The organism is Pseudomonas sp. (assembly GCF_035512415.1).
In the GTDB taxonomy this organism is placed as follows: Bacteria; Pseudomonadota; Gammaproteobacteria; order Pseudomonadales; family Pseudomonadaceae; genus Aquipseudomonas.
In genome coordinates, this window is record NZ_DATKDZ010000030.1 from 18,233 (window position 1) to 31,833 (window position 13,601).

Annotated in this window: 11 protein-coding genes and 1 tRNA gene; 1 reads left to right on the top strand and 11 read right to left on the bottom strand. The window is 62.4% G+C overall.

Annotated elements, in window-relative coordinates:
• Positions 1-2: 2 nt before the first annotated feature.
• Positions 3-1,925, bottom strand: coding sequence for a threonine--tRNA ligase (thrS, locus tag VMP31_RS15850; RefSeq protein WP_325508665.1), 1,923 nt, complete (start codon positions 1,923-1,925; stop codon positions 3-5).
• 317 nt (positions 1,926-2,242) lie between these two features.
• Positions 2,243-2,319: transfer RNA gene (locus tag VMP31_RS15855), tRNA-Val, on the bottom strand.
• 185 nt (positions 2,320-2,504) lie between these two features.
• Here VMP31_RS15855 and VMP31_RS15860 point away from each other — a divergent pair.
• Positions 2,505-3,788 (top strand): FAD-binding oxidoreductase, encoded by a 1,284-nt coding sequence (locus tag VMP31_RS15860; protein WP_325508666.1) that lies wholly within the window; start codon positions 2,505-2,507, stop codon positions 3,786-3,788.
• 105 nt (positions 3,789-3,893) lie between these two features.
• On the opposite strand, the gene VMP31_RS15865 is transcribed toward VMP31_RS15860, so the two are convergent.
• From VMP31_RS15865 to pqqA, 9 genes are all read right to left on the bottom strand, one after another.
• The gene (locus VMP31_RS15865) at positions 3,894-4,571 is read right to left on the bottom strand and encodes a PA2778 family cysteine peptidase (protein ID WP_325508667.1); all 678 of its coding nucleotides are present in this window, start codon (positions 4,569-4,571) and stop codon (positions 3,894-3,896) included.
• A gap of 94 nt (positions 4,572-4,665) precedes the next feature.
• On the bottom strand, positions 4,666-6,402 hold the full coding sequence (locus VMP31_RS15870; RefSeq protein ID WP_325508668.1) for a NahK/ErcS family hybrid sensor histidine kinase/response regulator: 1,737 nt from the start codon (positions 6,400-6,402) through the stop codon (positions 4,666-4,668).
• Positions 6,386-7,549 (bottom strand): alcohol dehydrogenase-like regulatory protein ErcA, encoded by a 1,164-nt coding sequence (ercA, locus tag VMP31_RS15875; RefSeq protein ID WP_325508669.1) that lies wholly within the window; start codon positions 7,547-7,549, stop codon positions 6,386-6,388. The genes VMP31_RS15870 and ercA overlap by 17 nt, the downstream gene beginning before the upstream one ends.
• Before the next feature lie 234 nt (positions 7,550-7,783).
• Entirely contained in the window at positions 7,784-9,715 is a 1,932-nt protein-coding gene (locus VMP31_RS15880; protein ID WP_325508670.1) for an alpha/beta hydrolase family protein, read from the bottom strand.
• Entirely contained in the window at positions 9,703-10,857 is a 1,155-nt protein-coding gene (gene pqqE, locus VMP31_RS15885) for a pyrroloquinoline quinone biosynthesis protein PqqE (protein ID WP_325508671.1), read from the bottom strand. Before pqqE ends, VMP31_RS15880 begins: the two co-directional genes overlap by 13 nt.
• Positions 10,829-11,107 carry a pyrroloquinoline quinone biosynthesis peptide chaperone PqqD gene (pqqD, locus tag VMP31_RS15890; RefSeq protein WP_325508672.1) on the bottom strand — a complete coding sequence of 93 codons (279 nt, stop codon included), beginning with the start codon at positions 11,105-11,107 and terminating at the stop codon, positions 10,829-10,831. The genes pqqE and pqqD overlap by 29 nt, the downstream gene beginning before the upstream one ends.
• The gene (pqqC, locus tag VMP31_RS15895) at positions 11,104-11,856 is read right to left on the bottom strand and encodes a pyrroloquinoline-quinone synthase PqqC (RefSeq protein WP_325508673.1); all 753 of its coding nucleotides are present in this window, start codon (positions 11,854-11,856) and stop codon (positions 11,104-11,106) included. The genes pqqD and pqqC overlap by 4 nt, the downstream gene beginning before the upstream one ends.
• A 28-nt stretch (positions 11,857-11,884) precedes the next feature.
• Positions 11,885-12,799: a pyrroloquinoline quinone biosynthesis protein PqqB gene (pqqB, locus tag VMP31_RS15900; protein ID WP_325508674.1), complete on the bottom strand. Its 915-nt coding sequence runs from the start codon at positions 12,797-12,799 to the stop codon at positions 11,885-11,887.
• A gap of 45 nt (positions 12,800-12,844) precedes the next feature.
• Entirely contained in the window at positions 12,845-12,916 is a 72-nt protein-coding gene (gene pqqA, locus VMP31_RS15905; protein ID WP_003284930.1) for a pyrroloquinoline quinone precursor peptide PqqA, read from the bottom strand.
• Positions 12,917-13,601: the final 685 nt, after the last annotated feature.

Sequence of the window (13,601 nt, forward strand, 5' to 3'; positions counted from 1 at the left end):
CTTTACTCCAAATCTTGGCGACCACGCCGGGAAACCGCCTGCGCGAGGAATTCAGCGAATTGAGTGATGGGCATTGAGCCCAGATCAGCACCTTCACGGGTACGCACGGCGACAGTTCGCATCTCTACTTCCCGATCGCCTATAACCAGCAGATAGGGAACCTTGAGCAAAGTATGCTCGCGGATTTTAAAGCCAATTTTTTCGTTTCTCAAGTCAGACTTGGCACGAAACCCGCTCTGAGTGAGAGTTTTTTCCACTTCGAGGGCAAAATCGGCCTGTTTGTCAGTGATATTCATCACCACCGCCTGAGTCGGTGCCAACCAGGCGGGGAATGCACCCTCGTAGTGCTCGATCAGAATCCCGATAAAGCGCTCAAAGGAACCGAGAATCGCGCGGTGCAACATCACCGGATGCTTACGGCTGTTGTCCTCGCTGACGTATTCGGCACCCAAACGCACAGGCAGGTTGAAATCGAGCTGCAGGGTACCACACTGCCAGACCCGACCCAGGCAATCCTTCAGGGAAAATTCAATCTTCGGCCCGTAGAACGCGCCCTCACCCGGCTGCAGGTCATAAGCCAGCCCGGCACTGTCCAGCGCGGAAGCCAAGGCCGCCTCGGCGCGATCCCACAGATCATCGGAGCCCACACGCTTGTCCGGACGGGTCGAGAGCTTGAGCTGGATATCGGTAAAGCCGAAGTCGGCATAGACCGCCAGGGTCAGCTTGATGAAATCAGCGGATTCGGCCTGCATCTGCTCTTCGGTGCAGAAGATATGCGCATCGTCCTGAGTGAAGCCGCGCACGCGCATGATGCCGTGCAGCGCTCCGGACGGCTCGTTACGGTGACAAGCACCAAACTCGGCCAGGCGCATCGGCAGCTCGCGGTAGCTCTTCAGGCCCTGATTGAATACCTGCACGTGGCACGGGCAGTTCATCGGCTTGATCGCGTAATCGCGGCTTTCCGACTCAGTGGTGAACATGTTTTCGGCGTAGTTGGCCCAGTGCCCGGATTTCTCCCACAGCGAGCGATCAACCATCTGCGGCGTTTTGATCTCCAGGTAACCATGCTCCTGCTGCACTTTGCGCATGTACTGCTCAAGCACCTGATACAGAGTCCAGCCATTGGGGTGCCAGAACACCATGCCCGGCGCTTCTTCCTGGGTATGGAACAGGTTCAGGCGCTTGCCGATCTTGCGGTGATCGCGCTTCTCGGCTTCTTCGATACGCTGGATATAGGCCGCCAACTGCTTCTTGTCAGCCCAGGCAGTGCCATAGACACGCTGCAGCTGCTCATTCTTGGCATCGCCGCGCCAGTAGGCACCGGACAACTTGGTCAGCTTGAAGGCCTTGAGAAAACGCGTGTTCGGCACGTGCGGGCCACGGCACATGTCGACGTATTCTTCGTGGTAGTACAGGCCCATGGCCTGCTCGTCCGGCATATCTTCGACCAGACGCAGCTTGTAGTCTTCGCCGCGCGAGGCAAACACATCGATCACCTCGGCGCGCGGGGTAATCTTCTTGATCACGTCGTAGTCTTTTTCGATCAGCTGCTGCATGCGCTGCTCGATCGCCGCCACGTCATCTAGAGTGAAGGGGCGCTCGGAAGCGATGTCGTAGTAGAAACCGTCATCAATGACCGGGCCGATCACCATCTTGGCCGTGGGGAACAGCTGCTTGACCGCATGACCGATCAGATGCGCACAGGAGTGGCGGATGATTTCCAGGCCTTCCTGATCTTTTGGCGTAATGATCTGCAGGGTCGCGTCACTGTCGATCAGATCGCAGGCATCGACCAGCTTGCCGTTGACCTTGCCGGCCACCGTAGCCTTGGCCAGACCCGCACCAATGGATTGCGCCACCTCAAGTACGGATACCGGGTGTTCGAACGTACGCTGACTGCCGTCGGGAAGAGTAATGATGGGCATGGCGCCTCCTCTCCTAGTGGTGACCTCTACCAAAGGCCACATGGGTTGGGATGAGCCAGTAAGCGATTCGGCGGTATACCCGCCTTACAGTGGCAGGAGCTTGTGAGCCAACCAAAACCGAACCGGAGTCACTGGAGGTTATTGAACAGGACAACTAACCGCAGGGATGCTTGCAGAAAGCCTGGCTTACTGGCAAGCGGCCCAATAAAAATAGCCGGGAGCCACTACCACGTCGCGCAGCGACGGCTCCAGGGCGGCAGCCACGAATGGCAAGCCATAAAAAAGGGCCGCCTAAGCGACCCTTCTTCTACCAAATTTGGTAGGCACGATTGGACTCGAACCAACGACCCCCACCATGTCAAGGTGGTGCTCTAACCAACTGAGCTACGTGCCTACGATGGGTGCGCATTCTACGGCCACGCGAAAAAGTGTCAACAGGTTTTTTAGCTAACTGCCTGAATAAATGAATTTTTTACTGTTCAGAGGTGCGTTTAATATTTCGCACAGGCCACTAGCCGAGCATTTTCAACTCAGGTAGCATCCGTCTATTCGTAAAAAATAAAGAACAGAGGTTGCAAAATGGCGCACACAGCTTATCCACAATCCTATTACGCGGCTTCCGCCAATCCCGTGCCAGCCCGCCCCGAACTCAATGGCGAGAGCGAAACCGATGTGTGCATCGTCGGCGCAGGCTACACCGGCCTGTCCACCGCCATCGCTCTGTTGGAGAACGGCTTCAAGGTCAGCATTGTCGAGGCGGCCAAGGTCGGCTTCGGTGCTTCCGGGCGCAACGGCGGGCAGATCGTTAACAGCTACAGCCGCGATATCGACGTGATCGAGCGCAGCGTCGGCCCCAAGCAGGCGAAACTGCTGGGCGACATGGCCTTCGAAGGCGGCCGCATCATTCGTGAGCGGATCAAGAAATACGACATTCAGTGCGACCTGAAAGACGGTGGCGTATTCGCCGCCAACACCGCCAAGCATATGAAGCATCTCGAGTCGCAGAAGAAGCTGTGGGAGCGCTACGGTCACACCCAGCTCGAGCTGATGGATGCCGAGCGCATTCGCGAAGTAGTGGGCACCGACATCTACAAGGGCGGCATGCTTGATATGAGCGGCGGCCATATCCACCCGCTCAACCTGGCCCTCGGCGAGGCGGCGGCGGTGGAATCCTTGGGCGGGGTGATTCACGAGCAATCCCCGGCCATCCGTATTGAACGCGGTGCCAACCCCGTGGTGCACACCCCCAACGGGCGGATCAAGGCCAAGTTCGTGGTGATCGCCGGCAACGCCTACCTCGGCAACCTGATTCCCGAGCTGTCGGCCAAATCGATGCCCTGCGGCACCCAGGTGATCACCACCGAGCCGCTGTCCGCTGAGATGGCGAAAAGCCTGTTGCCGCAGGATTACTGCGTCGAAGACTGCAACTACCTGCTCGACTACTACCGCCTGTCCGGCGACAACCGCCTGATCTTCGGCGGCGGCGTGGTTTACGGCGCGCGCGATCCGGCCAACATCGAAGCCATCATTCGCCCGAAGATGCTCAAAGCCTTCCCGCAACTGAAAGACGTGAAGATTGACTACGCCTGGACCGGCAACTTCCTGCTGACCCTGTCGCGCCTACCCCAGGTCGGCCGCCTCGGCGACAACGTCTATTACTCCCAGGGTTGCAGCGGCCATGGCGTGACCTACACCCACCTGGCCGGCAAGATCCTGGCCGAAGCCCTGCGCGGCCAGGCCGAGCGCTTCGACGCCTTCGCCGAACTGCCGCACTACCCCTTCCCCGGCGGCCAACTGTTCCAGGTACCGTTCAGCGCCATGGGGGCCTGGTACTACACCCTGCGTGACAAACTGGGCGTGTAACGGCTCCACAATAAAAACGGCACCCGCGGGTGCCGTTTTTTATGATCTGCCATCCCTGGCGGCCAGTCTCCGGGCCGTCGCTGAGCGACGTTAACCAGTAACTCTTTACAACTGCGCATCCGGCCAGTGCTGGCGGGCCGTGCGCAGCGCCCGTTGCGCAGCATCGCTGCGGCCCTGGTCACGCAGCGCGGCTGCGGCATCCAGCCAGGTCTGCATTTGTGGTTGCGCCGGCAACTGATCGGCTGGCGTCAATACCACCGCCCAGCGCCCGGCCTCCTCCCAGCCACTGCTGAAGCTGGAAAAACTGGTGTGCCAGCGCCTGCTATTGCCTGATCGCAGCACCAACGTACGCTCACGTTTGTCGTAACCGACCAGGATGGCGAACTGCTGCCCTGGCCAGGCCAGCGTCTGATTGCGCAAGACCAGCACCGGATGTCCCGCCGCCACCTGCTGCAGCAAGGCATCGAAGCTGGCCGGCAGCGGATACACCAGCACGTCATGGGACCTGGCGGCGAATTCCAGCCCCGCCTGGGCACTGACAGCCCCGGCCTGCTGCATGCGCTGCTCCAGCAAACCGGGGCTGCTGATCACGCCATGATAATTAAGCAGCGCGGCCAAAGCGGAGGCACCGCCCTGGGCATCGCTCTGCTGAAAGAACGGTACATCGCTCAGCTCAACCCGCTCTGGCAGGCGTTGAGTTTCCGGCGACAGCGGCACGCTCGTGCAAGCAGTCAGTAGCAGCGAAGCGGACAAACACACAACGGGCAAGAAGGATTTAGGCATTTCACATATTCAGTGGCTAAGGCTCGCGCGGAGCATAGCCGCGGCGCTCGGGATCACCAAGCACAAAACCGCCGCAGCTCAGGGTGCTAGGGGGTCAACGCAGCAACTGGCTCAGTACCGCACGCAACTTGCCGGGTTTGACCGGTTTGTTGAGCAGCGGCACGCCCATGAGCTGCAGGTCGCGGCGGCATTGATCGCTGCGATCGGCGGTGATCATCAGTGCCGGAATGCGGGTGGCGAAATGCTCGCGCAGATGGGCCACGACCTGATGGCCAAGCACCCCGTGGTCGAGATGGTAATCGGCCACGATCAGGTCCGGAGCACGCTGTTCGAGAGCCTGCAAGGCGGCCTGCTGATCGGTTGCGGTCACCACTTCGCAGCCCCACTGGCTAAGCAGCGCGGCCATGCTGTGGAGGATGCTCAGTTCGTTATCCACCACCAGCAGACGCCGCCCCGGCAGCGGATCGCCGGGTAGCGCCTGCCGCGCAGGCGTCACAGTGGCCGCAGCCCGATGCTCGGCCAGGGGCACCTGGATGCTGAACATCGAGCCACGCCCCGGCTGCGAGCGAACCCGCACCTGGTAACCGAGGATGCGCGCAATGCGCTCGACAATCGCCAGGCCCAAACCAACGCCCTTGCGTTCGGCGGCGCGACCGACGTGCAGCTGGTTGAATTCAAGGAAGATGCTCTCCATCTGGTCTTCGGCGATGCCGCGGCCGCTGTCCCACACCTGCAGTTCGAGGAACGCGCCGCGCTTGCGTGCACCGAGAAAAATCTTGCCCTGCTCGGTATAGCGGCAGGCATTGCTGAGAAAGTTACGCAGGATGCGCGTCAGCAGGCGGAAGTCGGTGCTGATACTGCACTCGGCAATGCGCACCTTGAACGCCAGGCCCTCTGCCTCGGCCACCGACTGAAACTCCGAGGCCAGGGGCGCGAGCAGTTCTTCCAGGCGGTATACATCGACATCCGGCTTGATCGCCGCCTGGTCCAGTTTGGAGATATCCAGCAGGTCGGTCAGCAGGTCCTCGGCCCCTTCCAGGGCCTGGTGGCTGCGCTCGACCAGATTGTGTTCCGCGCTCGGCAGACTGCGCTCGCGCAGGGTCGAAATCAGCAAGCGCGCGGCATTGAGCGGTTGCAGCAGGTCGTGACTGGCGGCGGCCAGGTACTTGTCCTTGCTGCGGTTGGCCGCCTCGGCGGCATCCCGGGCCTCGCGCAAGGCCTGTTCGATGCGTTCGCGCTCGATTATCTGCTGCTGCAGGTTGCGGTTGGCGTCCTGCAATTCGGCAGTACGCGCACCGACCCGCTGCTCCAGTTCGTCGTTGAGCAGTTGCAAACGCTGCTGGGCCTGCTTGCGCTCGGTGATATCGGCCACAAACCCTTCGAACAGGCCCTCCTCGCCGGGCTTGAGCAGCAGGTTCATCAACACGTCGATAACGCTGCCGTCCTTGCGCCGCAACTGGGTCTCGTAACCGAACAGGCCCGGGCCGCTGCCGAGGCGCTGACGGATCTGCTGCAACTCCTCGACGCCGCCGACAAACAAGTAGTTGGCCAGCCCGCTCAGCGACCACAGCACTTCCTGTGGGTCGTCGTAGCCGAGCATGCGCGCCAGGGCCGGGTTGGCCGCGCGAAAGCCCTCATGCAGGCTGGCCTGGAAGATCCCGTGCACCGCGTGCTCGAACAGCCACTTATAGCGGTTGCGCTCGGTTTCCAGCTCTTCCAGGCGGGCGATCAGTTCCGGGTAATGGCTCTTGCGCGTCGAGTGGCTGCCCAGGCCGAGCAGCCCGGTCAGCGCATCGTTCTGGCTTTGCTCGGGGTCAGAGCGCCTCGGCATACACGACCTCAACGTCACGCTGGCTGGATTCACGCGGGTTGGTGAGGATGCAGGGGTCGCCCATGGCGTGACGCGACAGAAAGGGAATATCCGAATTGCCGACGCCATGCAGGCCGAGGGTTTCATGAAAGCCTACGGCGCGTTTGAGGGCGATCAGATGCTCCACCAGGCGCTGGCTGATCTGCTTGTGGTTCAACCCACGGCAGTCGATGCCGAGGGTTTCAGCGATCACCTTGAAGCGGTCCGGCGCGGCGCTGTAGTTGAAGGCCACCACATGCTCGATCAGCACCGCATTGCACAGGCCGTGGGGCAGATCGAGGAAGCCGCCGAGGCTGTGGCTCATGGCATGCACCGCGCCAAGAATGGCGTTGGAGAAGGCCAGGCCGGCTTGCATGCTGCCGAGCATGATCTTCTCGCGCAGCAGGATGTCCTGCGGGTTGGCGATCATCTGCACCAGGTTGCCGTTGATCAGGCGCATGGCTTCCAGGGCATGGGGGTCGGTCAGCGGCCCGCTGCCGGTGGAAACGAACGCCTCGATGGCATGCACCAGGGCGTCGATGCCGGTGCAGGCCGAGAGGAAGGGATCCATGCTCGCGGTGGTTTCCGGGTCGATCAGCGACACGTCGGGCACCACCGCCTTGCTGACGATGGAAAACTTCATCCGCTCCAGCGGGTTGGAGATGATCACGAACTGCGAAACATCCGCCGAGGTGCCGGCAGTGGTGGGAATCAGGATCAGCGGCGGGCTGGGCACGCGGATGGTGTCCACCCCTTCGAATTCGAGAATGCTGCGGCCGTGAGCGACAACGATGCCGATGCCCTTGGCGCAGTCCATCGGGCTGCCGCCGCCGATAGCGACGATCACGTTGCACTGGTTGGCGCGGTATATCTCCGCGCCAAGCATCACCTCGTCCACCCGCGGGTTGGGCGACACCCCGGTATACAGGCAGTACTCCAGGCCCTGGGCCTGCAGACTGGCTTCGACGTCGGCGAGCCAGCCGGCGGCAACCACACCCGGGTCGGACACCACCAGCACCTTGCGCGCACCGAAGGTGCTGGCGTAGTTGCCAACATGGTGACGGCAACCGGCACCGAAGATGATTTCCGGAGAAACGAATTTACGCAGCTGGCTCAGGGTTTGGCTCATACAACAATCTGTGGTTGGCGGATATCACCGGCCAGCGTACTGCATTGTCTAGTGAATGCAATGCAACCAAGGCATTACCAGGTTGTTGAAAAAACTACCTGCGTTGCCGATACGGCGTTAAAAACAGGCTCGGAATGCTCATTTACAACACGTAAACTCCGCTTCCTCGCCTGTTTTTGCCTTGTCTCGGCTGCCTCGCCTACGTTTTTCAACGACCTGCTAGCCCCGGCGCAATCAGCCCTGCAGCACGCGTTGATAGAACGCCAACTCGGCCTTCAGTGCATCGGCCAGGTGGGCCGCCTGGCGGAAGCCATGGCGCTCGTCGGCATACAACCGGTATTCCACCGGCACGCCACGGTCGCGCAGCGCGGCGACCATGGTTTCGGTCTGCGCCGGCAACACCACCGCATCCAGGCCGCCCTGAAAGAAGATCACCGGAACGCTGATCTTCTCTGCATGCAGCAACGGCGTGCGCGCCTGGTAGCGGGCGGCATCACGCTGCGGGTCGCCGATCAGCCAGTCGAGGTAATCGGCCTCGAACTTGTGGGTGACCCGGCGCAGTGCCAGCGGATCGCTAACCCCGTAAAGGCTGGCACCACCGGCAAAGCCGCCGCTTATCAAGGCGCACAGGGCGCTGTAGCCGCCGGCACTGGCACCGCGCACAAATACCCGCGCCGGGTCGATAGCGCCCTCGCCCGCCAGCTTAGCAACCGCGGCGCGGATATCCTCGACCTCAAGCGCTCCCCACTGTCCGGCTAAACGCAGGCGATAGGCGCGGCCATAGCCGCTGCTGCCACGGTAATTGAGGTCGAGCACGGCGTAACCGCGCAGCGTCCAGAAGGCGATACGCGGATCAAACACCGGGTAACAGGCCGAAGTGGGCCCGCCATGCAGAAAGACCAGCAACGGCGGCTTCTCGCCCCCCTCTACCGGCGCATAGAAAAAACCATGGCAGCGCTCGCCTTCGCCCACCGCGCAGTCAAGAGGCTGCGGCAGAGAAAGGTGCGTTTCGTTCAAGGGACTCTCGCCACCGGCCAATATCCGTACCGCGCCATCCCCTCGGGCAATCGCCAGCACGGCCGGCAGCCGACTCGGTGAGGCGGCGATGCAGTAGTAGTGCCCGGCATCCGCTGCCAGGGCGCGAAAACGAGTGAAGTTTTCAGCCAAGCGCCGTTCGCCGACCACGCCCTCGTAGGGTGACGCGGGGCCGCCTAGGCCATACGCATCATCGACCTCGACGCCGAGTACATTGGTGCGCACGGCGCACCCTACAAGGACGCCACTACCTTCCTCGAAACGGGTCAGCAGCATCTCGCTGTCTGCCAGCGGCAAATAACTGCAGCCACCCAGTTGCCAGGGTGCCGCCCCGTGATCGTAGGGTGACGCGGGGCCGCCTAGGCTGTGCCCACCAAGGCCCGGTTTGTAGATACAAAGCGGCTGCCACCAACCCGCTCGGTCGGACAACACCCAGAGCCGCCCTTCTTCGTCGAAGCGCGGCTGCTGCAGCGCTTGATCAGCTTGCCCGCCAGCCAGCACGCTGACCGCGCCGCCCTCTTCGCGTTGGCATAGCCGCGTGGCGACCCAGGGCAGGTTGGGCCGGTCCCATTCGATCCAGGCCAGTTGCCGACCATCCTGACTGGCCACCGCACCGGCATAGAAATCGGCTCCCTCGACCAACACCTGGCGGCTACCGTCGAGGCCGATGCGCACCAGGCGATGCAGCACCGCCTCGGCCTCATGGCTTTCCTCCACCGCCAGCAGCGCCTGCCAGGCCGGCACAAAGGACAGCTCGCCATAGCGGCACTGCGGACGTTGGGTAAGTGCGTGGGGTGACGCGGGGCCGCCCAGGTCGTGCGCACCACCATCAATGGACGTAAGCAGGTAGATCTGCTGATCGGTCTCGTTGACAAAGGCCGCGCCCTGCGCCGTGGCGCAGCAGGCACCGCCGCCATATTCGTAGACTCGGCTGCGCACCGAATAGCCAGGCGGAGTCAGCTCGCGGGCCGCGCCGCCCTGCCAGAAGAACAGCCCGCAACGGGCCTGCTGCGGGTCGAAGGCCACCCACAGCAGGCCGCCATGGGCGGCGTGCAACTCGGCGAAGTCGGCGCTGGCCGCCGCAGCCTGCTCAGCGCTCCAGATTCTGTCGGGGTCGGCTACGCCTTGCATATAAGCCGCGAGGCCTTGTCGTTGCGGTACTGCAGCTCGTTCAGCTCCAGCGGTGCCTCTTCGGCCTGCTGGCGTGCGGCGAGGATCAGGTCATGATGGGCCGACTTGCTGCACACCGGGTCGGCGTTGCTGGCGTCACCGGTGAGCATAAAGGCCTGACAGCGACAGCCGCCTAAGTCCTTATGCTTCTCATCACAGGAACGGCACGGCTCGGGCATCCAGTCGTCGCCGCGAAAGCGGTTGAAGCCGAAGGAATGCCGCCAGATATGTTCGATGCTGTGCTCGCGCACATTGGGAAACTGCACCGGCAACTGCCGCGCGCTGTGGCAGGGCAACGCGGTGCCGTCCGGGGTGATATCGAGAAACAGATTGCCCCAGCCGTTCATGCAGGCCTTGGGCCGTTCCTCGTAGTAATCGGGAGTGACGAAAATCAGCTTGCAGGGATGGTTTTCGGCCGCGAGTTTGGCCCGCCATTCATTGGTGATGCGCTCGGCACGTTCGAGCTGGGCGCGGGTCGGCAGGAGTCCTGCGCGATTGAGTTCGGCCCAGCCGTAGAACTGACAGGTGGCCAGCTCGACGAAGTCCGCCTCCAGCTCCAGGCATAGTTCGATGATGCGCTCGATATTGTCGATATTGTGCCGGTGGGTGACGAAGTTCAGCACCATGGGGTAGCCAGCCGCCTTGACCGCCCGGGCCATGGCCAGCTTCTGGGCGAAGGCCTTCTGCGAGCCCGCTAGCAGGTTGTTCACCTCCTCATCGGCGGCCTGAAAGCTGATCTGGATATGGTCCAGCCCGGCCTCGGCGAACTCGGCGATACGCGCCTCGGTCAGGCCGATACCGGAGGTGATCAGGTTGGTGTAGTAGCCCAGATCGCGCGCGCCCTTGATCAGCTCGGCCAGGTCCTGACGCACCAGCGGTTCGCCGCCGGAAAAGCCCAGCTGCGCCGCGCCCAGTTCGCGGGCCTGGCGAAACACCTCAAGCCATTCGGCGGTGGACAGTTCCGCGCCCTGCTGGCTGAAATCCAGCGGATTGGAGCAGTACGGGCACTGCAGCGGGCAGCGGTAGGTCAGCTCGGCCAGCAGCCAGAGCGGCGGCCCCGCTTCATGGCCCGGCTTACTGAAGCTCGATCCAGAACTGTGCATTGGCTACCTCCATAAAGGCCAGGATGTCTTCATCGAGCCCTGGCACATCGGGAAAGCGCTCGCTCAGCGCCTCGATGATCTGGCCGACGCTCTGGCTGCCGTTGACCTGCTTGAGGATTTCCCCGGCGCTGTCGTTGAGCTTGATCATGCCTTCCGGATAGAGCAGCACATGGCAGTTCTGCACCGGCTCGAACTGCAGGCGAAAGCCGCGGCGCAGCCTGGGGGTCATGCTGACAAGGGACTGGCTCATAGGGCGATCCCCCGGTGCCAGATCCGTTCGGCCGTCACCGTGTGGTACGGCGGGCGCTCCAGCTCGTAGGCCATGCTCATCGCATCGAGCATGCTCCACAGCACGTCCAGCTTGAACTGCAGGATCTCCAGCATGCGCTGCTGGGCCTCGATGGTGGTGTAGTGCGCGAGGGTGATGCGCAGGCCGTGTTCGACATCGCGGCGTGCCTCTTTCAGGCGCTTGCGGAAGTAGTCGTAACCGCTGGCATCGATCCAGGGGTAGTGCTGCGGCCAGGCATCCAGGCGCGACTGATGGATGGTCGGGGCGAACAGTTCGGTCAGCGAGCTGCTGGCGGCTTCCTGCCAGCTCGCTCTGCGCGCGAAGTTGACGTAGGCATCCACGGCAAAGCGCACCCCGGGCAGCACCAGTTCCTGCGACAGCACCTGCTCGCGGTCCAGGCCCACCGCTTCGGCCAGGCGCAGCCAGGCTTCGATACCGCCCTCCTCGCCGGGTGCGCCGTCGTGATCGAGGATGCGCTGCACCCACTCGCGGCGGGTGTCGCGGTCCGGGCAGTTGGCCATGATCGCGGCATCCTTGAGCGGGATGCACACCTGGTAATAGAAGCGGTTGGCGACCCAACCCTGAATCTGTTCACGACTGGCGCTGCCTGCGTACATGGCCCGGTGGAACGGGTGATGAATATGGTAGTAAGCGCCCTTGGCGCGCAGCGCCTGCTCGAATTCGGCGGGGCTCATGGCGGTCTGGCTCATCATGGCTCTCCGGTGCGCAGCGCGCACCCTACAAATTGATGCTCATACCGTCCCAGGCGACATCGACGCCGTGGGCCGCGAGTTGCGCGCGCTCAGGGGAGTCGACATTGAGAATCGGGTTGGTGTTGTTGATATGGATAAGGATCTTGCGGCTGGCCGGCAGGCCGTCGAGAACCTCGAGCATGCCGCCGGGGCCGCTCTGCGGCAGATGGCCCATCTCGCTGCCGAGCTTGTCGCCCACTCCGCAGTGGCGCATTTCGTCGTCGCGCCACAGCGTGCCGTCCACCAGCAGGCAATCGGCGCGGCGCATCCAGGCCAGCAGCGCCTCGTCCACCTGGCCCAGGCCCGGGGCATAGAACAGCGTGCTGCCGGTGCGCCGGTCCTCGACGAACAGACCGATATTGTCGCCGGGGTGCGGGTTGCCACGGTGCGGCGAATAAGGCGGCGCGCTGCTGCGCAAGGCAATGGCGGTGATCGACAGGTTCGGGCAGGTCGGAATGGTGAACGGCACCCCACCCAGTTCGATCAGTTGGTGCTGCAGGCCACCGTTCCAGTGGTCGAGCATATTGAACAGCGGAAAGCCGCTGGTGAGGTCCTGGTGCACCATCTCGGTACACCAGACCTTGTGCGGGCAGCCTTCGCGCAGGGTCAAAAGACCGGTGCAGTGATCAATCTGGCTGTCCAGCAGAATAATTGCGCCAATGGCCGTATCACGCACCTTGCGGGCCGGCTGCAGGGCCGGGAAGGCTTCGATCTGGGCGCGGATATCGGGCGAGGCATTGCACAGTATCCAGTTGACCCCATCGTCGGACAGGGCAATGGACGACTGGGTACGCGGCTGCGCGCGCAGGCTGCCATCGCGTACGCCGCGGCAGTTATGGCAATTGCAGTTCCACTGGGGGAAGCCACCGCCGGCGGCGGAACCGAGAATCTGGATATGCATGGCGAATTCCGGGTGAGATGCCCCGACAGAGCCGGGGCAGGCGGATCAACGATTGGCGAAGTACATGGTGACTTCGAAACCAATGCGCATATCGGTGAAGGCGGGTTTAGTCCACATGGCGCGGTCCTCTTCTTATCAAAACCGGCGAATTCCGGTAGTGCTAGTTATGCACCGGAGCGGCGCACGACTAAATGGTACTTTGGGAGTAAGTCGGCCGAGCATTGGTAGGAACCCCTCCCGCAGCAGTCTTGCAGCCCGAAAACTGTACCCCCTCCCGCCTGGCAACAGTCAGGAATATGTAGCCAAACGTGTACCCCCATGGCCGTTATCACAGTGCCATCACCCCTCGCCCACCGGCCTGCGCCGCGCAGGGCAGAACGCGGCGCAATAAAAAGGCTATGTCCCAGTTACCTGTTGCAAGCAGCTTTCGTAGGGTGGGTTAGCCGCGTGTGGGGATTGCCAAGCATCACATCACCCGACACGCGGCGTAACCCACCAACGGCGCAACGCGTTCCATTGGCTGGTGGGTTACGCGCCGCGCCACTTTCGCGGGTGGATTTTCGGACGGTGTTACCGCGTCGCTAACCCACCCTACGAATCAGCGCACTCTAGACATCATCTTGCGGTTCACAGGCTTCAGCACATAGCGGGTACATAGCCAAAATCGGCATAGGGGACGGCCTTCACAGGCCGCTCCCCTGCCACACCACCCGGCATGCGGGTCCGCACCGGGCGGTTCGAGAGATTGAGGTTATGAGAGACGCACTAATCCCAGCCTGTCGAACCACGCAATATTAAGCAC

What these genes read in the sequence shown, in the direction of transcription:
- thrS (WP_325508665.1), bottom strand. Translation starts at nt 1,925, where the DNA reads ATGCCCATCATTACTCTTCCCGACGGCAGTCAGCGTACGTTCGAACAC.
- VMP31_RS15860 (WP_325508666.1), top strand. Translation starts at nt 2,505, where the DNA reads ATGGCGCACACAGCTTATCCACAATCCTATTACGCGGCTTCCGCCAAT.
- VMP31_RS15865 (WP_325508667.1), bottom strand. Translation starts at nt 4,571, where the DNA reads ATGCCTAAATCCTTCTTGCCCGTTGTGTGTTTGTCCGCTTCGCTGCTA.
- VMP31_RS15870 (WP_325508668.1), bottom strand. Translation starts at nt 6,402, where the DNA reads ATGCCGAGGCGCTCTGACCCCGAGCAAAGCCAGAACGATGCGCTGACC.
- ercA (WP_325508669.1), bottom strand. Translation starts at nt 7,549, where the DNA reads ATGAGCCAAACCCTGAGCCAGCTGCGTAAATTCGTTTCTCCGGAAATC.
- VMP31_RS15880 (WP_325508670.1), bottom strand. Translation starts at nt 9,715, where the DNA reads ATGCAAGGCGTAGCCGACCCCGACAGAATCTGGAGCGCTGAGCAGGCT.
- pqqE (WP_325508671.1), bottom strand. Translation starts at nt 10,857, where the DNA reads ATGCACAGTTCTGGATCGAGCTTCAGTAAGCCGGGCCATGAAGCGGGG.
- pqqD (WP_325508672.1), bottom strand. Translation starts at nt 11,107, where the DNA reads ATGAGCCAGTCCCTTGTCAGCATGACCCCCAGGCTGCGCCGCGGCTTT.
- pqqC (WP_325508673.1), bottom strand. Translation starts at nt 11,856, where the DNA reads ATGAGCCAGACCGCCATGAGCCCCGCCGAATTCGAGCAGGCGCTGCGC.
- pqqB (WP_325508674.1), bottom strand. Translation starts at nt 12,799, where the DNA reads ATGCATATCCAGATTCTCGGTTCCGCCGCCGGCGGTGGCTTCCCCCAG.